Genomic DNA, 23,077 nt, shown 5'->3' with positions numbered 1-23,077 from the left:
TGCTCACTCCAAATTATGTGCATAAAAAAATCCAGAGAGAAAATCCCTCTGGATGTATTGTTTAAAAACTTGTCAATCTATTTTAGGACTAGTCACTGTTCGTTTTACAAATAAAAATACCTTATTTTTGTCTACTCGAAATTTAAAATTATACTTATGAAAGCATATGTTTTTCCAGGTCAAGGAGCTCAATTCACAGGAATGGGTAAAGACTTATATGAAAGTTCTGAACTTGCTAAAGAGATGTTTGAAAAAGCAAACGATATCCTTGGTTTTAGAATCACAGATATTATGTTTGAAGGAACAGCTGAACAACTAAAAGAAACGAAAGTTACTCAACCTGCTGTATTCTTGCATTCAGTTATATTAGCTAAAACTTTAGCAGATTTCAAACCAGAAATGGTAGCTGGTCATTCATTAGGAGAATTCTCTGCTTTAGTTGCCAATGGTACATTAGCTTTTGAAGATGCATTAAGATTAGTTTCTCAAAGAGCTATGGCAATGCAAAAAGCTTGTGAAATCACTCCTTCAACTATGGCTGCTGTATTAGGATTAGAAGATGCTATCGTAGAAAAAGTTTGTTCTGAAGTTGATGGTGTTGTAGTTGCTGCAAATTACAACTGCCCTGGTCAATTAGTTATTTCAGGAGAGTTCTCAGCTGTTGAAAAAGCGTGTGAATTACTAAAAGAAGCTGGTGCTAAAAGAGCACTATTACTTCCTGTTGGAGGAGCATTCCACTCTCCAATGATGGAACCTGCAAGAGAAGAATTAGCTGCTGCTATTGAAGCAACTACTTTCCACACTCCTACTTGCCCAGTTTACCAAAACGTTACTGCAAGTGCTGTTAACAATCCAGAAGAAATTAAAAAGAACTTAATTCTTCAATTAACTGCTCCTGTAAGATGGACTCAATCAGTACAACAAATGGTTGCTGATGGTGCTACTTTATTTACAGAAGTTGGTCCAGGAAAAGTATTAGTTGGTTTAATTAAAAAAATCAATAAAGAAGCAGAAACTCATTCTGCTTAAGTTGTTTTGACAATAACAAGACTATTATAACAATATAAAAATCCTTGGTTGAAACACACCAGGGATTTTTTTATAATCTCCTTTTAAACGTGCAAAAACTTTCAATTCAAGAATGGATTCTGATATTTACATTAGTTAGTCTAACAGCATTAGGCCCATTAGCTATTGATATGTACTTACCAGCTTTTCCTAAAATAGCTAAAGACTTAAGTACCGAAATAAACCGTGTACAAATCTCTCTATCTACTTTCTTGGGTGGATTAGCAATTGGACAATTATTCTGGGGACCTATATCTGACAAATACGGAAGTAAAAAACCAATACTAATTTCCCTCTCTATCTTTATCGCATCTTCAATTGCCTGTATCTATGTGCAAGACATCAAAGTTATGTGGGGGTATAGATTCTTACAAGCATTTGGAAGTAGTGGTGGTTTAGTCATTGCAAGAGCTATAGTAAACAAACGCTTCGACAAAGACCAAACCCTCAAGATTTTCAGTATCCTTGCTCTAATCGGTGGAATTGCCCCAATTATGGCACCTATCTTAGGTAATGCCATTCTGAAATTCTATGATTGGCAACATGTCTTTACTGCTATGGCGTGTTTTGCAACATTAAGCATATTAATGACTACATTTTTCCTTAAAGAAGATATAAACAGGCAAAATGCAACATTAAAAATCAACCTAATCTTAGACAACTATAAACGCTTATTCAACCATAAAATATTTATTACCTATACTATCATAGGAAGTATTGCTTTTAGTTGTTTAATGTTATACATATCCAATTCGCCCGTATTAATTATGGAAGTTGGCGGATTATCAAGTACGCAATTTAGCTTAATATTTATGTTAAACTCTTGTGGATTAATGATTGGCTCTTTTCTTACGTCATCTGTTCTACGCAAACACTTACAGCCAAGTAATATCATTAAATTAGGAGCAAGTATACAAGCTATATCAGCGGGAATACTCTGGCTAATGATAGAGTTAAATCTATCCATCTATTTGCAGTTAATTCCACTATTCTTTTTTGTACTGCCCCTTGGAATGCTATTCCCAACAAGTACAACATTGGCGTTAGCGCCATTTAAAGAAGAATCAGGAACAGCCTCTGCCCTATTTGGTGCTTCACAATTAGCGTTTACTTTTTTAACCTCTTTGCTGCTAAACAGCCTCAACGATGGTTCAATGAATATTGTCGCAATCTCGTTAATGGTTTGTGCAATGGCATCCTTGATAATTAATCAAACGACTTACCCTAAAAAATAAACACAAAAAAAGCAGACTATATAAGTCTGCTTTTTTATATCTAAACGGAAATAAAACTATCCTAAGAAAGCTAAAATTTCGTCTGTAATAAACTTGATTTGCTCAGCCTCTAATTCAGAGTGCATCGGAAGAGATAATACTTCTTGTACTAATTGATTAGTAATAGGGAAATCTTCTTCTTTATAACGCGGATCTAAATAAGCTTTTTGTTTGTGCAATGGAATTGGATAATAGATAGCACAAGGAATATCTTTAGACTGTAAATGAGCCATTAATCCATTTCTATCAGCATTCACAATACGCAATGTGTATTGGTGGAATACATGACTATCCTCTTCTCCTTCAATTTTAGGAGTAACGATATTTGGATGATTAGCTAAAGCAGTAGAATAAGCTTTTGCAGCAGCACGACGTGCATTGTTATAAGTATCTAAGTTAGGTAATTTAGCATTTAAAACAGCAGCTTGAATACTATCTAAACGAGAGTTAACTCCAATTACATCGTGGTGGTAACGTTCGTACATACCGTGGTTAACAATTCCTCTAATAACGTGAGCTAATTCGTCATCATTAGTAAAAATAGCACCACCGTCTCCATAACAACCTAAGTTTTTAGATGGAAAGAAAGAAGTAGCAGCAACGTGTCCAATAGCACCTGTTTTAGCTTTTGTACCATCAGCGAAAGCATAGTTAGCACCAATACCTTGCGCATTATCTTCGATTACGAACAAATTATGCTCTTTTGCAATCTCCATAATCGCTTCCATATTTGCTGCTTGCCCAAATAAGTGAACAGGTACAATTGCTTTAGTTTTAGGAGTAATTGCTTTTTTAAGTGCCTCAATAGAGATATTAAAAGTATCTGGACATACATCAACTAATACAGGAGTTAATTGTAATAAACCAATAACCTCAACAGTTGCAGCAAACGTAAAGTCAGCAGTGATTACCTCATCACCTGGTTTTAAACCAAGTCCCATCATTGCAATTTGTAACGCATCAGTTCCATTAGCACAAGGAATAACGTGTTTTGACCCTGTGTACTCTTCTAAATTTGCTTGAAAAGAATGAACTTGTGGTCCATTAATATAAGCTGAAGATTCTAAAATCTCTTGAATCGATTGATTCACTTGTTCTTTAATCCCTTCATATTGACTTTTCAAGTCAACCATTTGAATTTTTTTCATCCTAATTGTCTTTAGTATCTTAAAGCCATCTTTACTGATAATCAAAAAATTAACTGCAAAAACAACTATATATTTCGATATTCATTATCCTTACAAAAATAATAAATTCTTAACGTCAAAGCTCAATCTTTCTCAAAAGAAACGTAATTTCGCTTTATAAAGATTTTCATATGTTTTTTCTATACAATATACTGACTTACGTTTCGATATTCTTTCTTCAGATTATAGCCCTTTTTAATAAAAAAATCAACTTTTTTGTACAAGGTAGAAAAGAGTCTTTCACAATTTTAGAAGAAAAAATCAAACCCTCTGATAAAGTCTTTTGGGTTCACGTTGCTTCATTAGGAGAGTACGAACAAGGTCTGCCTTTGATGGAACAACTAAAAAGTAAATTTCCAACCCATAAAATAGTACTTACATTCTTCTCACCTTCTGGGTATGAAGTTAAAAAGAACAATTCAATTGCTGATGCTACATTGTATCTACCAATGGACACATCAATGAATGCAAAGCAATTCTTAAAACAAGTTCACCCTGAAAAAGCCTTTTTCGTTAAATACGAATATTGGCCAAACTACCTAAACCAACTACGCAAAAAAAATATCCCAACTTATTTGGTATCTGGAATTCTACGTCCAGACCAAGTATTCTTTAAATGGTATGGTGGGTTTTATCGCAAAGCATTGCAAGCTTTCACTTATTTCTTTGTCCAAAACGACTTATCAAAACAACTTTTAAACCAACTGAACTTTACACAGGTTGAAGTTGTAGGAGATACCCGTTTTGATCGCGTGTCTCAAATATTAGAAAACAACAATAAACTTGACTTCTTAGATGAGTTTACCAATAACAAACAAACTAAAACTATTGTAATTGGTAGTTCGTGGCCTGAAGACGAAAAATTCATTACTACATATATTAATAATAACGCAGACACGTCTTTGCGTTTTGTCTTTGCTCCCCACAACATTAAAACGGAACAAATAACACAATTACAAAACAGCCTAAAAAAACCAACTATATTACACAGCCAGCACCAAGGCAAAAACCTAAGTGAATACAATGTATATATAATTGATGCTTACAGTTTATTGACAAAAGCCTACAGTTATGCTGATATTGCTTATATCGGAGGAGGGTTTGGAACAGGAATACACAATATATTAGAAGCAGCTACCTTTGGCGTTCCAGTTATCATTGGTCCTAAATACAAGAAATTTCAAGAAGCAAAAGACCTTGTAGCATTAGGAAGTTGCTTAGTAGTAAACAACCAAGAAGAATTAAACGATACGTTTGACAAATTACTGACAGATACTGCTACAAAAGAAAAGTTAGGGGCAATCAGTAGCCACTTTATTTTAAAGAATAAAGAAGCCACTAAAAAAATAATGAAGCATATTTCATAAAAAACAAAAAGGTAAATGAACGCAATGTTTATTTACCTTTTTTGATATATGAATTAATAATTACTCATTGAAAGTATATGATACTTAAAAGTCAACTTTATCAGGATGTAATCCCGAGCCACCAATATAAGGCAAATTATCTATCGCCGCAATATCTTCTTGACTAATTTCAAAATCATAAATATTGAGATTTGCTTTAATACGCTCAGGTGTTACAGATTTAGGTAATGGTAAATGTCCTTTTTGTACAATCCAACGAATACATAATTGAGGCACTGATACTTTATATTTAGCAGCTAATGCAACTAATACTTCATTGTCTAACACATTTCCACGACCAAGTGGACTCCAAGCTTCAATTAAGATATCATTTTTTACACAAAAATCAACCACTTCATTTTGTGTCATCCCTGGATGAAACTCAATTTGATTAACCATTGGTTTTACTTTTGCTGTTTCTAACAAAGCAGATAAATGCGATACATAGAAATTACTAACTCCAATAGCACGCACTTTTCCGTCTGCATACAACTTTTCTAATGCTCTCCACGTTTCAGCATTCAATTCTTTCCAATTTCCAAATTGGTTTTCACTCGCAGGCCAGTGAATTAAAAACATATCTATATAATCTAAACCTAAGTTTTTTAAAGAAACATCAAAAGCCTCTAATGCTTTTTCAAAACCACGCTCAGAATTCCAAACCTTAGTTGTTACAAAAATCTCTTTGCGGTCTACACCAGACGCTTTGATACCTTTACCAACACTAACCTCATTTTTGTAGAAAAAAGCAGTATCTATATGTCTATACCCCAACTCTAAAGCTGTTTTTACAGAATTTACGGCTTCTTCTCCTTCAGCTGCTTGCCAAGTTCCAAAACCAACTTTTGGAATTAACACGCCATTTCCTAATTTATAAGTATTCATTTTATCTATCTTTTATAAGTTTATACCTCAACAAGTTAAATATTATTATTGGAAATAAATGAATTTTAAAAAAGCTTAACACCCTCCTATTTATTACATTAACATATCTATACCCCAAGTATTGACAACTCTATTTTTACTAATCTTTTAATAACCAATAAACTCAACAAGTACTGCGTTTTTACTCCCCTTAAAAATATCTTTTCATTAATTAACGTATGCTATATTATAACAGGAGTTCTATATAAGTTAAATAGTATTGTTATTACACACTTCTTTTATACTTGTTCCACACAAATACCACACAAGTACCAGACACCTTCGGGAAAAAGGCTTGTTTTCCGAACTTCTGTGGGACTTCTGTGGTAGATGTGTCGAACATGGTACGTTTAAAACTACATTATGATGTGTTCTTTACTAATTCCTACAACACGATCAACACATACCGTCGTAAACACACTAAACCTCTTGCATCTCCTTTAAAATTGCCGTTTCACGTACTGATAACAAAACCACTTTACCTTTTAGACTTTAAATTGTATCTTGCTACCCAATTCAATTCTAACTAACACACACATATGAATCGAAAAATTAAAAATCTATTTAAGGCACTTGTTGTTCTGGTAGCACTTCCTATCTATGCACAACAAGGAGGAATGTGGATTCCTTCATTATTAGAAGGGATGAACGAAACTGAGATGAAAAGCCTTGGTATGCAAATGTCAGTAAAAGACATTTATGATGTAAATAACTCAAGTATGAAAGATGCTGTTCCTCATTTCAATGGTGGATGTTCTTCTGAAGTTATTTCTCCACAAGGTTTATTACTTACAAACCACCACTGTGGATATGGTCAAATTCAATCTCACTCATCTGTTGAAAACGACTATTTAGCAAACGGATTCTGGGCAAAATCACAAGCTCAAGAATTACCTAACGAAAATTTAGAGGTTACATTTATCGTGCGTATTGAAGACGTAACGAAAGAAGTAATGGCCGGAATTAAAGACAAGGACTCTGAAATCGTAAAAAGAGAAAAAATAAACAAAAATATTAGTGCAACTGTCGCTTCTTTTCCAAAAGAGAAATGGCAAGAAAATAAGATCAAATCTTTCTATGAAGGAAACCAATACATCTTATTTGTTACAGAAACATTTACTGACGTTCGTTTAGTAGGTGCACCACCATCATCAGTAGGTAAATTCGGATCTGATACTGACAACTGGGTTTGGCCACGCCATACAGGAGACTTTGCATTATTCCGTATCTATGCAGATAAAGACAACAAGCCTGCTAATTACTCAAAAGACAACGTTCCTTACCGTCCAAAACACTTCTTCCCTATCTCATTAGATGGAATTGAAGAAGGTGATTTTACAATGGTATTTGGTTACCCTGGAAGAACACAAGAATATTTACCATCTTTTGCTGTAGAGCAAATTGTAAACGACTTAAACCCAGTAAGAATTGGAATTCGCGATAAAGCGTTAAAAATTACTGACGAGTTTATGCGTGCAGACCAAGGTATCAAAATTCAATATGCTTCTAAATTTGCGAGTACTGCAAACTATTGGAAAAAATGGATCGGAGAAAGCCAAGGGTTGAAAAAAACAAATGCTGTTGCAGCTAAAAAAGCTTTTGAAAAAGACTTTGTTGAAAGAGCTAAGAAAAATAAAAACACAAAAGCATACGCTAATATCTTACCTGAATTCGAAAAGTTATATGCTGCTATTGCACCTTACGCTATCAGTAGAGATTACTTTACAGAAATCGGAATGCGTAATGCAGAATTATTAGCTGCTGCTTGGAGAGTTTATGCTTTGGAAAAAACATTTAACAACGAGCAATCATTTGAATCAAGAAAAGCAAACCTAATCAACGGACAAGAGCGTTTTTACAAAAACTACAGCAAAGTAGTAGATGAGAAAGTATTTGAGTCTATTGTTTCATTATATGCTACTGATGCCCCTAAAGCATTTTTACCAAAATCATTAGTAAATGCTGATGTAAAAGCAATTACTAAAGACATCTATAACAATAGTAAATTAACTTCATACGAAGGATTACAAGAGTTATTAAAAGGAGATGCTAAACAAGTACAAGCAAACCTTAACAATGATAAAGGGTACGTATTTGCAAAAGGATTAATCGAAAACTACCTAACTAACATATTACCTAAATATGAAGAGTTAGATCGTGAGATTGCTGCTTTACAACGTACATATATGAAAGCTCAATTAGAGTTATACCCAGATGCAAGAATTTTCCCAGATGCTAACAGTACATTACGTGTTACTTATGGTAAAGTAGATGGATATTTCCCTAAAGACGCTACATACTATGAACCAGTAACACATTTCGAAGGAATTATGGAGAAATATGTACCTGGTGATTATGAATTTGATGTACCATCTAAATTAATTGAATTGTATAACAGTAAAGATTACGGAGTATATGCTGACAACGGTAAATTACCAGTAAATTTTATTGCAACAAACCATACAACAGGAGGTAATTCAGGAAGTCCAGCATTAGATGCACATGGTAACTTAATTGGATTAAACTTCGATAGAGTTTGGGAAGGAACAATGAGTGATATTTATTACGATCCTTCAATTTGTCGTAACATTATGGTAGACGCAAGATACATTTTATTCATTATAGACAAGTTTGCAGATGCAAAACACCTAATTGAGGAAATGAAATTGGTTCACCCTAAGAAAAACAAATAATTAGTACATTGATTTTCAACAAATTAATAAGCTAAAAAAAATATTTTTTTTTTATATAAAAAATATAATCAAATCAAAAAAGTCATATATTTGTCTCGAATTAATAATTAACTTTTATAATTTAGTAAAATGAAAAAAATCGCATTAAGCATCGCTTTAGTAGCAATGATGGGAGTATCTTTCGTATCTTGTAAAGAAACTGCAAAAGAACCAGCTCAAGAAGAAACTACAGTTGAAACTGTAACTGAAGAAGTAGCTCCAGCTACTGAAGAAGTTGTTGCAGAAGAAGTTACTGAAGAAACTACAACTGAAGCTCCAGCTACAGAAGAAGTAAAAACTGAAGAAGCTGCTAAATAATTAGCAAAACTATTCATAAAATAAGAAAACCTCGCTAAGCGAGGTTTTTTTATTTCTATGAGTTACTAAAAAATACTACTGCATCTTTAGCAACTCTTCAACTAACTTTCTTTCGTTAGACAATCTTGGCACTTTATGTTGTCCTCCTAACTTATCTCCTTTTTTCAACCAATCGTAAAATAAGTTCTTTCTTGCTTTATTAAACACAAGTGGGTTTAGTGTCATATTATTAGCTCTCTTAGCTTCATAATCGGAATTTAAGGCTTGTAAGTTCTTATCTAAGGCTTGGGCAAACTCTCTTATATCTTTAGGCTCTTTAGTAAACTCAACGATCCATTCGTGAGCTCCTTTTTCTTTTCCTTGCATAAAAACAGGTGCAACCGTATATTCAACTACCTCAGCATCTAAATCAATACACGTTTTAGCTAATGCCCTATCTGTATTCTCTATCATTAATTCTTCTCCAAATACATTGATAAAGTGCTTCGTACGCCCAGTAATTTTAATTCGATAAGGAAGTAAACTTGTAAAGCGAACAGTATCCCCAATTAAGTATCTAATCAAACCAGCATTTGTCGTGATAACAATAGCGTAATTCTTTCCTAATTCAACCTGAGACAAAGGAATAATCTTTTCATTGCTTGTACCAAACGTATCCATTGGTATAAACTCGTAGAAAATTCCGTAATCAAGCATTAACAAAAGCTCATTACAATCATTCTGATCTTGGATAGCAAAGAATCCTTCTGAGGCATTATATATCTCGTAATATCTGAAATTGCTATTAGGCAACAACTTTTTATATTGGTCTTTGTAGGGTTCAAAGCTTACACCTCCGTGGAAATACACCTCAGCATTAGGCCATAATTCCAGCAAGTCTTCTCTACCTGTTTCTTGAATAACACGATTAAACAATACTAACATCCAAGAAGGTACTCCTGCAAAACTTGTTACGTTTTCATTTCTCACCTCTTTAATAATAGCATCCATCTTGCTTTCCCACTCAGACATCAAAGACGTCTTATTACTTGGTGTACTACTAAACTCAGCCCAGAAAGGCATATTATCAATTAAAATAGCCGATAAGTCACCAAAGAAAGTATTATTATCTTCATATAACTGTTTACTCCCCCCTAAACGAAGACTCTTACCTGTAAACAATTGTGAGTTTTCATTATTATTTAAATATAAACACAGTAAATCCTTAGCTGCTTTGTAATGACAGTTTTCTAACGCCTCATTAGACACAGGAATAAATTTACTCTTAGCATTAGTAGTTCCGCTTGATTTAGCAAACCATCTTATTTGTTCAGGCCAGAAGATATTACTTTCGCCTTTCCTTGCTCTTTCAATATAGGGCTCAAACTCCTCATACCTAAAAAGGGGGACACGCTCAGCGAACGTCTCATAGTTGTTTATACTTTCATACCCAAACTGCTGTCCTAAAACTGTTTTTTCATTTGTTCTCATCAAGTTTAAAAACAAATCATTTTGAACTTCATTCGGATATTTTCTAAATAAATCTATTTGATGAATTCTCTTTTTTAGAATCCATGACGCAATAGAATTAATAATTGTAAATGCCATATATTTTCAATTAGTCTAATCTCTAACCTTTTCCGTGCGAAAAGTGTTTATTTGCAGTAGAAAATGTTTTCGTACTTTTACCACCTATCCAAAAATAACAATTTTATTTATGCTATACGAAGGAGTTTTAAACAAAATGCAGACGGAATTTAACAAGCCGATTGAATACTATTTAGTATTTAAAAACAACTTCATTAATATTAATCAAATCCTTAATAGAAATATTAAGATTGACTTTGTTGGCTATGAGTGTTTAAACTGTGAACAAGAGAAAAAAATCTTTAGACAAGGATTCTGTTACGATTGTTTTTACAAAAGTGCTTCTGTTGGAGACTGGATTATGCGTCCTGAGCTTAGTCAAGCTCACTTAGGTATTGAAGATCGCGACTTAGAATACGAGATGAAAGTACAATTACAACCTCATATTGTTTACTTAGCAGTAGCAAGTGATGTAAAAGTTGGAGTAACCCGTAAAACACAAGTTCCAACAAGATGGATTGACCAAGGAGCATCTAAGGCAATCGAGATTGTAGAAGTACCTAATAGATACTTAGCAGGAATTACAGAAGTAGCCTTAAAAGATTCATTTACAGATAAGACAAACTGGCGAAAAATGTTGCAAAACGAAGTGCTTGATACCAATTTAGAAGAAATAAGAAACAATCTAAAAGACAAACTTCCTACAGAAGTACAACCTTATTTTGACCAAACTAACGCTTCTATTTTTGATTTAGATTATCCTGTCTTGCAATTCCCTACTAAAATTAAAAGTTTAAATTTAGACAAAACACCTTCTTTTGAAGGAAAACTAAAAGGAGTAAAAGGACAATATTTATTATTTGAAGACGGAACAGTTTTCAACATTAGAACCTATGAAGGTTATGTTGTTAAGATAGACGTTGAGTAAACAGCTATATAAAAAAGCGCCATAAAATAATTTTATGGCGCTTTTTTTATGCATTACAGTAAAAAGTATTACTCCGTTTTTGCAGGCTCTTCCGGTTTCTTCTTTTTATTGAATAATCCCTTCAAACCTTCTCCAATTTTATTAACCACCTCTTCTGTTTCTTTCTTTTTAGTATCAATAGCAGGAGTTTCTCCCTCTGCAGTAGCTTCACCTTCTTTAGGTGTATTTTTTCCCACTAAAAGGTCCATAAGAGCTCCTTTTCCTTTATCTACTAATTTATTCTTTTGTTCCTCTATAATCTGGTTAGTTAAATTAGTAACTACTTCCCCCATATTAGTACCCACTTTAGGATTTGAGAAGTTTCCTGTTAAACCTACTTTCACAGGAATAGCATCAAACTTAGCACTATCTTTTGGTCCTAACTTTGTCAAAGTATTAGCAATGTCATTACCCAACATCTTAGCAGGTACTTTGAAATCTAATGTATAATTCATCGATTGATCAAAACCGTGCTCTCCAGATACCTGAACAGACATATCTTTCAGTTTTAAGTCAAATGGTTTGAACTGAACTTTACCATTGTTAAAAACAATATGCATTTTCTTATTATTCAAATCAAGTTGTTTTAAATCAATAAACTGTACAGCAGAATCTAATGTTGTCAATAATTTAGAATTTTTTGGATTGACAATAGCATCTATCAAATCTCCTTGTAAATCCCCCGTTAATGAAGTAACGATAGGCGATAAATCTGTAGAAGATAACTTACCATTCATCTTCACTCCTGCATTCATCTTTCCTGTTATAATTCCTGCAATAGGAGCTATTTTTTTCAAGAAGTCCAAGCCATTAAATGACTGCGTAATATCCAACATCTTTAAGCCTAAGTTCATATCAAACGTAGGAATAGCCTCTTTGGTTGATACGTCCCCTGCAAAGGTAATTGCACCACCAAAAATATCTGTTGACATATTCTGTAAACGAGCAGTTTCGTCTTTAATAGTTAGTGTTCCTTTTACATTCTTCAATGTAAGGTTATCATAAACTACTGTATTAGCATTGGCGTTAATTGTACAATCTAAGAAAGACGGAATCTTTAACGGTTCGCTTGCAGTAGTTGCTGTTTTAGTTTCTTTCTTTTCTGTTGACGCAGCTGTATCTTCTTTCAACAAATCTGCTAAAACAAAATTGTTTGAATTCAAGTTGAAGTTTCCTTTCAACGTTTGTTTTTTAAACAAGAAACCATATAAATTATCCAAACGACCATTCGCTGCTAAATCAGTAGTCCCTGTCTTTAAATTCAATTTATTTAATGTAACATTACTCGTATTAAACGTCAATGCAGCCTCTTGAATTTGCAATGGTTTTGCCATTGCTTCTGTTTCGAAGTTAAACCCAGTTAATGATAAAGTACCAGCATTTCTAATATTTTGATACTGTTCTTTTTCAACAGAGTTCATATCAAAATTAGTAGCAACATTCGCTTTCAATACCCCTGTTAATGGGCTATCTAATTTTACAGGATAAGCTTGAGATACATTAGCCAAGTTAATAACTCCATCTAATTTAGCATCTACAATTGCATTCTCCGTAAGATTTTTAATATGTGCCTTTGCATTAAAAGCATCCTTGTCAATTCGAAAAGACAATTTATTTATATCAACATAAGTATCTTTAATAATTCCTGTTTCATTCATTACATTAACATCCAATAAAATATTTTGAACTGATTTAGGTAAATCAGGGTATTTGAATGATGAATTATTAGAAGACATATGAATTGCTAAGGTTGGAATTGTTTTCTCTGTCAACTTACCTTTCACCTTACCATCTACTTTAAAATCACCTGTTGTACTTACACCTTTTAAATTTCCTGCATAAGCTTCAGGAATTAAACCTAAGAAATTTTTAAAGTCTGAATCAGGTGTAGCAAATGTTAAGTCATATTCTTGACCTTCTTCTAACATTTGAAGATACCCATCAAATTTAAGAGGTAATTTGTTAATTAAAGCTTCGTTTTCTTTAAACGTAAACTTCATATTATCCATATCCATACCAATCATTGCTTTCAACGATAAGTTTACATCGTTTAAAAACTTAGTACCATCCATTGTAAAGGCTACTTTCCCTTTCGATTCTGTATCTAAATCAAGTACATTTGCCGTTAAATTCCCTGTTCCTCTATGGTACAATTCACTTACAGAAAATACCATTTTAGAACCTAAATCTGTATAATGTACGTTTACATTCTCAACTTCATAGTAATTTAAGGCCAATGAAAATGGAGTGCTTTCTGAATTTTCATCCTCTTCATCCTCCTTTTTAATAGCGATGTCATAGTTAGCAATACCTTGTTCGTTTACAATAACGTTTACATCAGCATTAGCTACTTTAATAGACTCAATATTCATTGGTTCATCAGCCCCTTTGAATAGTTCCATTACAGACATATTTAAAACAATATCTTTTGCAAAAACCAACGTATCTCCGGCAAAAGGTTCTTGATTCACAACCACTAAATCTTGAATAGAAACAGTAGCTTTTGGAAAATTACGCAACAAACTAAGATCAACCTTTTCAAAGTTAACCGTTGCATTCAAATTATCGTTGATTGTCTTTTTTACTAGATCCTGAACTTTCCCTTTAAACAAGAAAGGTGCAGAAACCAATAAGATAATCAACACAAGCAGGACACCACCTACCCATTTTAAAACCTTTTTATTCATATCAATTACTTTTTATACAAAATAACAAAAAAAGAGTCAGCACACATAATTTATGGCTGACTCTCCTTTATTTTTCAATCTTTTTAGGATTTATTTAATATTTAACTCAAAAGGCATAATTGTTTGAGCTCCTTTTAAGGAATTAAAATAATTCAAACGCTCAATCATTTCAAAGTTTTCTTCCCCTATTTTTTCTTTGATTAAATCATCTTGTGTTTTCAAGATTGAAGCCCCTAAATAACTTCTGATTAAATCTTCGAACTTCATTTCATACTCTGGATAGTTTACAATTTTGTAGCTATCTATTTCTACTTTATTAGCCGCAAACTTAATAGCTGCATCTAATCCACCTAATTCATCAACTAATCCATTCGCTAAAGCATCTTTTCCTGTCCAAACACGTCCTTGTGCTAAAGCATCAACTTGGTCAAAAGTCAATCCTCTTCCTGCTGCTACTCTATTTACAAATGTTGTATAAATATCTTCTATACTTTCTGTAACTACCATTTTAAATGAATCATCAACATCTCTAAAAGGGCTGTAATTAGCTGAGTTTTTATGAGTTTTCACTTGCTCTGCATTTACACCATATTTAGATGCTAATGTTTTAAAGTTTGGTAACATACCAAAAACTCCAATCGAACCAGTTATTGTACTTGGATCAGCAAAAATACGATCCGCATTACACGAAATGTAATACCCTCCAGAAGCGGCAACATCCCCCATAGAAACAATAACCGGTTTTACTTTCTTAGTCAATTCGATTTCTCTCCAAATTAACTCAGAAGTTAAAGCGCTTCCACCTGGACTATTTACACGTAATACAATTGCTTTAATCTTATCGTTCTTACGCGCTTTTTGCAAAGCTCTATTGATAGATCCTTCACCAATATAACTAAGGTTTCCTTCACCACTTAAAATTTGTCCTTGCGCATAAATAACAGCAATTTGATCTGAAGCACTTACTGAAGATAATTTATTAATAACATCTTTAGCATACTCTAATACATCAATCTTATTGTAATCTTTCTCTCCTTTTACCCCTACTGCTTTTTTTATAGCAGCGTGATATTCGTCTTCATAAGCAATTTTATCAACCAATCCTGCTTTTAACGCTTTCTCTGGAGTACGTGCTTCTAAGTTTTCAGCAACCTGATTTAATTGTTCAGTAGATAACTTTCTGCTCTTAGCTATATCACCAACAATAGTTTCCCAAATAGAGTTTAAAAACACCGTTATTTGCTCTCTATTTGCCTCACTCATTTTATCTTCCAAATAAGGTTCAACAGCACTTTTATATTTACCATGTCTGATAACCTCCATATGAACCCCAGTTTTCTCTTGAAGTCCCTTTAAATATAATATTTCAGTTGAAAGTCCTCTAAAATCAACAGCTCCCACAGGGTTTACATAAACTGTGTCTGCTACAGAATTTAAGTAATATTCCCCTTGCTCATATACATTAGCATAAGCAACAACAAACTTTCCACTTGTTTTAAAATCTGCTAACTTCTCGCGAATCTCTCTTTTTTGTTCAACCCCTAATACAGAAGAATTATTTAAGATAGAAATACCTTTAATTCTATCATCCCCTTTAGCATATTCAATTGCATTTAAAACATCAGACACTCCATCTTTTCCAGTTTCTTTATGTCCGAAGTCCTTAAAGTTGAATTTACCAGCGTAATCATATTTTACTTTAGAAAGATCTAAGTTGATTACAGTATTATCTTTTACAACAACACTATCAGATTTACCACCAAAAGCAACCCCTAAAAATAAAATTCCAAAAAACAGAATCATCATAAACAAAAATAGCCCAACAATAGTGGCTAAAACATTTCTTAAAAATCTCATATAAAAACAATTTTCTTTATTAGTATCTAAAACTAAAAATAGTTACAGTTTATAACACTAAATTTGCAGTTATTAACTTCTACAAAAGTAGCGTTTATTCAAATTTCTTTTATTTACTTTGCCTTATGTTTACGCAAAATCAAATAGTATTATCCATTGGCACAAATCAAGGAGATAGAATTTCAAACATTGAAAAATCTATCGAATTGATACACAAGCACATTGGAACAGTCATTAAAGTTTCTCCAATTTACGAATTTCCTGCATGGGGATTTGAAAGTGATCCATTTTACAATTGTGCGATTTACATACATAGTACCTTAAATGCAGAAACTGTTATACAAAAAGTATTAGAAACGGAACAAATACTAGGTAGAATACGTCCACAAAACAAGGAAGGTTATAGTGCACGAATTATTGATATTGACATTATTTCTTTCAATCAAGAAGTATATAATACAGAGAAACTGACGGTACCTCACCCATTGATGCAAGATAGACAATTTGTATTACAACCTGCTGCTGATCTAAATTTAGATTGGGAACACCCTACTTTAAAACTTAGTTTTAAAGCATTACTTGCTAATTGTAAAGACAAAAATTCTGGACAGATAATTAAGCGTTTGGCTTCTCCAATTCAAAAATATGGTTTTACAAATGTAAACTTTGTAGCTATTGAAGGTAATATTGGTGCGGGGAAAACTACTTTAACTAATCGTATATCAATAGATTTTAATGCTAAACGTATTTTAGAAGGTTTTGCAGATAATCCCTTCTTGCCTAAGTTTTATAAAGATGCATCTCGTTATGCATTTCCTTTGGAGATGTCTTTCTTAGCAGATCGCTATTCACAGTTATCTGATGATTTGTCACAATTTGATTTGTTTAAAGAGTTTATCATTGCTGATTACTATATATTCAAGTCACTTATTTTTGCTCAAATCACTTTGGAAGAAGATGAGTTCAACTTGTATCAACAAGTATTTGATATTATGTATAAAGATACACCGAAGCCTGACTTATATGTGTACTTATATCAAAACACAGAAAGATTATTAGAAAACATCCACAAGAGAGGACGTTCGTATGAAAGTGAAATACCTGGCACGTACTTAGACAAAGTAAACCAAGGTTATTTTAGTTATATCAAAACCTTGCCAACAGACAAGGTTCTGATTATAGATATATCTGATATGGACTTTGTAGCCAATCAGGAAGATTATATTGCAATCTTAGAAATGATTCAACAAAAACTTAGAGCTTAACGAGTCATTTGTTGAAATAAATCCCAAATTACGATCCCAGCACTCACAGAAATATTAAGTGAGTGTTTGGTTCCTAATTGAGGTATTTCAATCACACCTTTACTCAAATCAACAACTTCTTGATTTACTCCTTTAACTTCATTTCCGAAAACAAGCGCATATTTTTGTCCTGCTTCAACTTCGAAATTATTCAGCATAACACTTTTTTCTACTTGCTCAACAGATTGTACAGAAACTCCCTCTTCATTCAATTGTTTCACTAAAGTAACAACGTCTTTTACATATTCCCATTCTACCGTTTCAGTAGCTCCTAAAGCTGTTTTATGAATTTCTTTATTAGGAGGCGTTGCAGTAATTCCACACAAGTAAACTTTTTCAATTAAAAAAGCGTCACAAGTTCTAAAAACAGAACCAATATTGTGTAAACTTCTTACGTCATCAAGTACTATAATAATTGGCGTTTTCTCAGAAGCTTTAAACTCCTCTACATTTTTTCTATCCAATTCACTATTGGCTAATTTACGCATAATGATAATTTTTATGCAAAAATAAGTATTCTATCAATTATAACACTCCACTTCAAAAAATAGATACTAAATAACACATTACAAAAATCGCAATTATACAATTAATCTAATTTTAAATCAAATATTGTGATTTTAAATCAATAAATAATATTAAATAAATACAATAAAGTATTTAATTTTTAATTAAATTAGCAATATCACAAACCACCACTAACTATGTTTCGCTTTTATATAAATAGATTAGCTCTATTAACTATAATAAATAATTTAATTTTTATAGTTTACTTTAAAGAGTTTATAAATACAACTCCCTATAGTAGTACATGGCTGATAATGACTATTGAAATAATATGGTTATTATCGCTAACTTTCTTGATTATATTCCCTATTATCCTTTGCTCTCTATTGCAATATCAAAAGATATTTACACACAAACTACCTTTACTGGCGATTAGCTTATCATTTTTATCCATATTACATTTTTCCTTAACAAAATTGTAACAATACTACTATCATTATCCTAATAAATAACGTTTTATTGCTATTTAAATAATTCATTAGTAATTTTGTAGGTTCTAAAAACAAATATTTACATGTTTAAAAGCCTGATACAAAAAATTATTACTTCCCCTCTTATTATTTATACTATTCGCTGTTTTATAGGTTTTTACATCGGCTATCTTTTATTTTTAAAAGTGCAAAGCTATGAGGTAATTTGGTTGCTTATTTCAATCATGCTTGTTATTTCCCCCGAAGGCAAGCACTCTAAAAAACTTTCAGTAGAACGATTTAAATCAAACTTAGTAGGATCTGTTGTAGGTCTTATTTGCTTAGAGATTCATCCTGAGACAAATCTTTACCTTTGTATGTTAGGTGTTTTCCTAACAATTATGACTTGCTACTTGTTTAATATACTTAACATGGCACGTGTTGCATTGGTCGCTTTAATTATTATTCTTGTACAACCACATACGGGAGATGTAGAAGCAACCCCTCTACTAAGATGTCTTTCAGTAACAGTAGGTTGTCTTATCGGATTATCAATTACAGTGATAACATCAACAATTATCAGAAGATTAAAAAGATATTATGGCATCCCTCTTTCATAGAACATACTGCTAGTAATATACCGTTGTTATAAATTGTTACCTATATTTGTAAATTGATAAAAACAAAGAATTATGGCTGCTAAAGCAAAGGCAACGAAAGAAACACCTTTAATGAAACAATACAATGATATCAAAGCTAAATACCCAGATGCTTGTCTATTATTTCGTGTTGGAGACTTTTATGAAACATTTGGTGAAGATGCTGTTAGAGCTGCAAATATATTAGGAATTACCCTTACTAAAAGAGGTGCTGGATCTCCAAGCGAAACAGAATTAGCTGGCTTTCCTCATCATTCTATCAATGTTTATCTGCCTAAACTTGTTAAAGCAGGACTAAGAGTTGCTATTTGTGACCAACTTGAAGATCCTAAAACAACCAAAACAATCGTAAAACGAGGGGTAACAGAACTTGTTACACCTGGAGTTGCATTAAATGATGAAGTACTTCACTCTAAATCTAACAACTTCCTCTGTGCTATACATTTTGCTAAAAAGTCAATAGGAATAGCCTTTTTAGATGTTTCTACTGGTGAATTTTTAACCACTGAAGGAGATCAAGATTATATTGATAAGCTTTTACAAAACTTCTCACCAAGTGAAGTTTTGGTACAAAAAAACAGTAAAACTCACTTTATTCAGATTTATGGAAACCAATATAATTTGTTTTTCCTCGACGATTGGGTTTTCAAAAAAGACTTTGCTTTTGAATCGTTAACAACTCATTTTAAAACAAACTCTTTAAAAGGTTTTGGTGTAGAAGACTTAGAAGAAGGAACTATTGCTTGTGGGGCTATTCTTTATTATTTATCCGAAACACAACATACCAAAATACAACATATCTCCAATATTCAACGTATTGCAGAAGATGCTTATGTATGGATGGATCGTTTTACAATCAGAAACTTAGAATTATATAATAGTTCTAACCCTAATGCTATTACTCTTTTAGATGTTATAGATAAAACATTATCTCCAATGGGGGCTCGCCTATTAAAAAGATGGTTAGCTCTTCCTTTAAAAGATGCTACTAAGATTGTAGATAGACACAATGTTGTAGAAAAATTAAAAGAAGATTCTGAGCTTTTATTCTTATTTCAAACACAGATAAAGAAAATATCAGACTTAGAAAGATTAATTTCTAAAATAGCAACTGGAAAGATATCTCCTCGTGAACTTATTTATCTCAAGGAATCTCTTGATGCTATTATTCCAATTAAAGAAGCTGCTTCAAAGAGCAATAATAATTCGCTAAAAACAATAGGGAACAAATTGCATAGTTGTGAACTACTAAGAAAGAAAATAGCCACTACTATTCACGAAAATGCACCTGTTGCAATAGCAAAAGGTAATGCTATAGCTTTTGGTGTAAACGCTGAATTGGATGACTTACGCAAAATCTCTACTTCTGGAAAAGAATTCTTAGAGGCAATGGAAAGACGCGAAAGTGAAAAAACGGGTATTCCTTCTCTAAAAATAGCTTTCAACAATGTTTTTGGTTATTACATTGAAGTTAGAAATACACATAAAGATAAAGTTCCTACTGACTGGATTAGAAAACAAACTTTAGTGAATGCGGAACGCTATATCACTGAAGAATTGAAAGAATATGAAAGTAAGATACTTGGAGCTGAAGAGAAAATATATAAACTAGAAACAGAACTATATGAACAGTTTACTTCTTGGTGTGCACAATACATTAAACCTGTGCAACTTAATGCTACATTAATTGCCCAGCTTGATTGTTTGGGGTCCTTTGCTCAATTAGCTATTGACAACAATTATGTACGTCCTGAAATAAATGATAGTTTTGAACTTGATATCAAAGATGGTCGTCACCCTGTAATTGAAAAACAATTGGCTTACGATTCTCCTTTTATTGCGAATGACGTTTATTTAAACAATACAAATCAACAAATTATAATGATTACCGGACCTAATATGTCGGGTAAGTCTGCAATTTTGAGACAAACAGCTTTAATTGTACTATTAGCACAAATGGGAAGTTTTGTTCCCGCTACTAAGGTCACAATGGGTACAGTTGATAAAATATTTACAAGAGTTGGTGCTTCTGATAATATTTCGATGGGAGAATCAACTTTTATGGTTGAAATGAATGAAACTGCATCTATCTTAAACAACCTAACAAATAGAAGTTTGGTGTTGTTAGATGAAATCGGTCGCGGAACAAGTACGTATGATGGAATATCAATTGCCTGGGCCATTGCAGAGTATATTCACCAAAACCCTTCTAAAGCAAAAACACTATTCGCTACGCATTACCACGAATTAAATGATATGCAGGAGCATTTTGAAGGAATAAAGAATTACAACGTTTCTGTCAAAGAATTAAAAGACAATGTATTATTCTTGAGAAAACTTGTTCCTGGAGGTAGTGCACATAGTTTTGGTATTCACGTTGCTAAAATGGCAGGTATGCCTACTACAGTACTGAAAAGAGCTGAAAAGATGCTTAAACAGTTAGAAAAAGGACACGCAAAAGAAGAACATAAAGTAAAACCTGTAGTTGATGATATACAGTTGAGTTTCTTTAATTTAGATGATCCGTTATTAGAGGAACTAAAACAAGAAATATTAGACATTGACGTCAATTCAATTACGCCTATTGAGGCAATGATGAAAATCAATGAATTGAAAAAAATGCTTAACAAATAAACAAAAATAGGGTGTCCAACAAGGCCACCCTATTTTTTTAGTGCATTTTACTCATTTTCTACCCTATTATAGAGTAAGCAAATCTTCAGTCGATCTTATTCCTTTTTCAGACAATACCTTTTATTGTCCGGTTACACTATCTGATGTACTTAATAAAATACAAGCTGAACAACTATACTAATTAGCTTAAATTAAACTTCATAATCGAAACAAATTCAAGCCTTGTCTGAAAAAACAACAACTTCCTCATTTTCTGAAAAAGCTACTTTATCTCAAAACAAGCTATTTATAGCAAACATCTTTCAAAAACATTTACTTTTTCCAAAAAAAAGAACATTGTAAATCAATTGTTTAAAAGAAATCTTTTACATTTTTTAAAAAAGTATTTGCAGATATTAAAAAACGTATTATATTTGCACTCGCAATACAGAAGTAAAGCGAAGTTCTTAAAAACATTATGCGAAAATAGCTCAGTTGGTAGAGCGCAACCTTGCCAAGGTTGAGGTCGCGGGTTCGAACCCCGTTTTTCGCTCAAATATCACGCTCGGGTGGTGGAAGTGGTAGACACGCTGGACTTAAAATCCAGTGAGCAGTAATGTTCGTGCGGGTTCAAGTCCCGCTCCGAGTACAAAAAGTTCTAAACTAACGTTTAGAACTTTTTTTTTGCACTATAGTAATATATTTCCCTATTTTCCCCTTATAAATTTTGTTTCAAACCCTTTGTTTTTAATTTGATATGAGCGCGTTTGTTATTAGCCTTAAAGAAAATGGTAAGTTCAAATATACTTTTGAACACAGAAGAGGTAAAACTCTTATGACAAGTATGGAGTACCCAAGTAAGGAAGCTATTCGTAGTACAATTACTTTTTTAAAAAACAATACTGAGTTAATTTCTTTCTTAAAGTTTAAAACTCCAAGTGGTAAATTATTTTTCAAATTAGCAATTGAAGATAACATTTACGCCACAAGTCGAAAGTTCACAACCGAATTAAGATTTGAAAAAGCTATGGAAGAAATTAAAACTAACTTTGATATAGCAGAAATATTAGATTTCTCAATAGATATCTTTGGAGATTTATTCGATAACGAGAAATAACCTCCTCTGTAATTAACTTACTTACAACACTTAAGAAATTTATCCTAAAAAAGTCTGTTTTTTACTTGTTATATACTATTTATTTACGCTATATTTGCACTCGCAATACAGAAGTAATCAGTATTGCAAACCAAATGAAGCTCGGGTGGTGGAAGTGGTAGACACGCTGGACTTAAAATCCAGTGAGCAGTAATGTTCGTGCGGGTTCAAGTCCCGCTCCGAGTACAAAAAGTTCTAAACTAACGTTTAGAACTTTTTTTTTACACTATACTTATCTCTTTTATAAATCAGGGATCAGGGGATCAGGAGCAAAAGTTGGATCAGGAGCAAAAGTTGGGGACTAAGCAAAAAGTTTCGTCAATCTAAACAGGAAAAATGACTTATCTCTTACACCTCTATACATCATTCTAAAGTACTTAAT

Annotated in this window: 16 protein-coding genes and 3 tRNA genes; 13 read left to right on the top strand and 6 right to left on the bottom strand. The window is 32.6% G+C overall.

Going from position 1 to position 23,077, the window contains the following annotated elements; translation table 11 throughout:
• Positions 1-156 precede the first annotated feature (156 nt).
• Positions 157-1,029: an ACP S-malonyltransferase gene (gene fabD / locus BLT46_RS12310; RefSeq protein WP_090410417.1), complete on the top strand. Its 873-nt coding sequence runs from the start codon at positions 157-159 to the stop codon at positions 1,027-1,029.
• An 89-nt stretch (positions 1,030-1,118) separates the two neighbouring features.
• A complete protein-coding gene (locus tag BLT46_RS12305) occupies positions 1,119-2,303 on the top strand; it encodes a multidrug effflux MFS transporter (RefSeq protein ID WP_245722991.1) in 1,185 nt (394 codons plus the stop codon).
• 56 nt (positions 2,304-2,359) lie between these two features.
• Here the strand turns inward: BLT46_RS12305 and BLT46_RS12300 are convergent, their stop codons facing one another.
• Complete coding sequence (locus tag BLT46_RS12300; protein WP_090410415.1) at positions 2,360-3,490, bottom strand: DegT/DnrJ/EryC1/StrS family aminotransferase; 1,131 nt, start codon at positions 3,488-3,490, stop codon at positions 2,360-2,362.
• A gap of 170 nt (positions 3,491-3,660) precedes the next feature.
• Between BLT46_RS12300 and BLT46_RS12295 the strand changes: the two genes are divergently transcribed.
• Complete coding sequence (locus tag BLT46_RS12295; RefSeq protein ID WP_090410414.1) at positions 3,661-4,896, top strand: 3-deoxy-D-manno-octulosonic acid transferase; 1,236 nt, start codon at positions 3,661-3,663, stop codon at positions 4,894-4,896.
• Between the two features lie 84 nt (positions 4,897-4,980).
• Here the strand turns inward: BLT46_RS12295 and BLT46_RS12290 are convergent, their stop codons facing one another.
• Complete coding sequence (locus BLT46_RS12290) at positions 4,981-5,820, bottom strand: aldo/keto reductase (protein WP_090410413.1); 840 nt, start codon at positions 5,818-5,820, stop codon at positions 4,981-4,983.
• Between the two features lie 578 nt (positions 5,821-6,398).
• Between BLT46_RS12290 and BLT46_RS12285 the strand changes: the two genes are divergently transcribed.
• Positions 6,399-8,552 carry a S46 family peptidase gene (locus BLT46_RS12285; protein WP_090410412.1) on the top strand — a complete coding sequence of 718 codons (2,154 nt, stop codon included), beginning with the start codon at positions 6,399-6,401 and terminating at the stop codon, positions 8,550-8,552.
• Between the two features lie 129 nt (positions 8,553-8,681).
• A complete protein-coding gene (locus BLT46_RS12280) occupies positions 8,682-8,909 on the top strand; it encodes a hypothetical protein (protein WP_090410411.1) in 228 nt (75 codons plus the stop codon).
• Between the two features lie 75 nt (positions 8,910-8,984).
• Here BLT46_RS12280 and BLT46_RS12275 read toward each other — a convergent pair whose 3' ends face one another.
• On the bottom strand, positions 8,985-10,496 hold the full coding sequence (locus BLT46_RS12275; protein WP_090410410.1) for a GH3 auxin-responsive promoter family protein: 1,512 nt from the start codon (positions 10,494-10,496) through the stop codon (positions 8,985-8,987).
• 109 nt (positions 10,497-10,605) lie between these two features.
• Between BLT46_RS12275 and BLT46_RS12270 the strand changes: the two genes are divergently transcribed.
• A complete protein-coding gene (locus BLT46_RS12270) occupies positions 10,606-11,403 on the top strand; it encodes a DUF2797 domain-containing protein (protein WP_090410409.1) in 798 nt (265 codons plus the stop codon).
• 68 nt (positions 11,404-11,471) lie between these two features.
• Here BLT46_RS12270 and BLT46_RS12265 read toward each other — a convergent pair whose 3' ends face one another.
• Together BLT46_RS12265 and sppA are read right to left on the bottom strand one after the other, a co-directional pair.
• Positions 11,472-14,129 (bottom strand): AsmA-like C-terminal region-containing protein, encoded by a 2,658-nt coding sequence (locus BLT46_RS12265; RefSeq protein ID WP_090410408.1) that lies wholly within the window; start codon positions 14,127-14,129, stop codon positions 11,472-11,474.
• Between the two features lie 90 nt (positions 14,130-14,219).
• The gene (sppA, locus tag BLT46_RS12260) at positions 14,220-15,986 is read right to left on the bottom strand and encodes a signal peptide peptidase SppA (RefSeq protein WP_090410407.1); all 1,767 of its coding nucleotides are present in this window, start codon (positions 15,984-15,986) and stop codon (positions 14,220-14,222) included.
• 125 nt (positions 15,987-16,111) lie between these two features.
• Between sppA and folK the strand changes: the two genes are divergently transcribed.
• A complete protein-coding gene (gene folK, locus BLT46_RS12255) occupies positions 16,112-17,251 on the top strand; it encodes a 2-amino-4-hydroxy-6-hydroxymethyldihydropteridine diphosphokinase (protein WP_090410406.1) in 1,140 nt (379 codons plus the stop codon).
• Here folK and BLT46_RS12250 read toward each other — a convergent pair.
• Positions 17,248-17,778 carry an RNA methyltransferase gene (locus BLT46_RS12250; RefSeq protein WP_090410405.1) on the bottom strand — a complete coding sequence of 177 codons (531 nt, stop codon included), beginning with the start codon at positions 17,776-17,778 and terminating at the stop codon, positions 17,248-17,250. The two genes, folK and BLT46_RS12250, sit on opposite strands and share 4 nt — an antisense overlap.
• Positions 17,779-18,371: 593 nt before the next feature.
• Between BLT46_RS12250 and BLT46_RS12245 the strand changes: the two genes are divergently transcribed.
• From BLT46_RS12245 to BLT46_RS12220, 6 genes are all read left to right on the top strand, one after another.
• Positions 18,372-18,887: an FUSC family protein gene (locus BLT46_RS12245; RefSeq protein WP_090410404.1), complete on the top strand. Its 516-nt coding sequence runs from the start codon at positions 18,372-18,374 to the stop codon at positions 18,885-18,887.
• 72 nt (positions 18,888-18,959) lie between these two features.
• On the top strand, positions 18,960-21,560 hold the full coding sequence (gene mutS, locus BLT46_RS12240) for a DNA mismatch repair protein MutS (protein WP_090410403.1): 2,601 nt from the start codon (positions 18,960-18,962) through the stop codon (positions 21,558-21,560).
• A gap of 459 nt (positions 21,561-22,019) precedes the next feature.
• Positions 22,020-22,092 (top strand) — tRNA-Gly (locus BLT46_RS12235).
• Between the two features lie 10 nt (positions 22,093-22,102).
• Positions 22,103-22,188, top strand: a tRNA-Leu gene (locus BLT46_RS12230).
• A 108-nt stretch (positions 22,189-22,296) separates the two neighbouring features.
• Positions 22,297-22,656 carry a hypothetical protein gene (locus tag BLT46_RS12225; RefSeq protein WP_090410402.1) on the top strand — a complete coding sequence of 120 codons (360 nt, stop codon included), beginning with the start codon at positions 22,297-22,299 and terminating at the stop codon, positions 22,654-22,656.
• A 139-nt stretch (positions 22,657-22,795) separates the two neighbouring features.
• Positions 22,796-22,881, top strand: a tRNA-Leu gene (locus tag BLT46_RS12220).
• The last annotated feature ends 196 nt before the right edge of the window (positions 22,882-23,077 follow it).

Origin of the sequence: Myroides phaeus (genome assembly GCF_900099675.1) — a bacterium.
GTDB lineage: Bacteria > Bacteroidota > Bacteroidia > Flavobacteriales > Flavobacteriaceae > Flavobacterium > Flavobacterium phaeum.
This window is presented reverse-complemented; position numbering and strand designations above follow the sequence as displayed.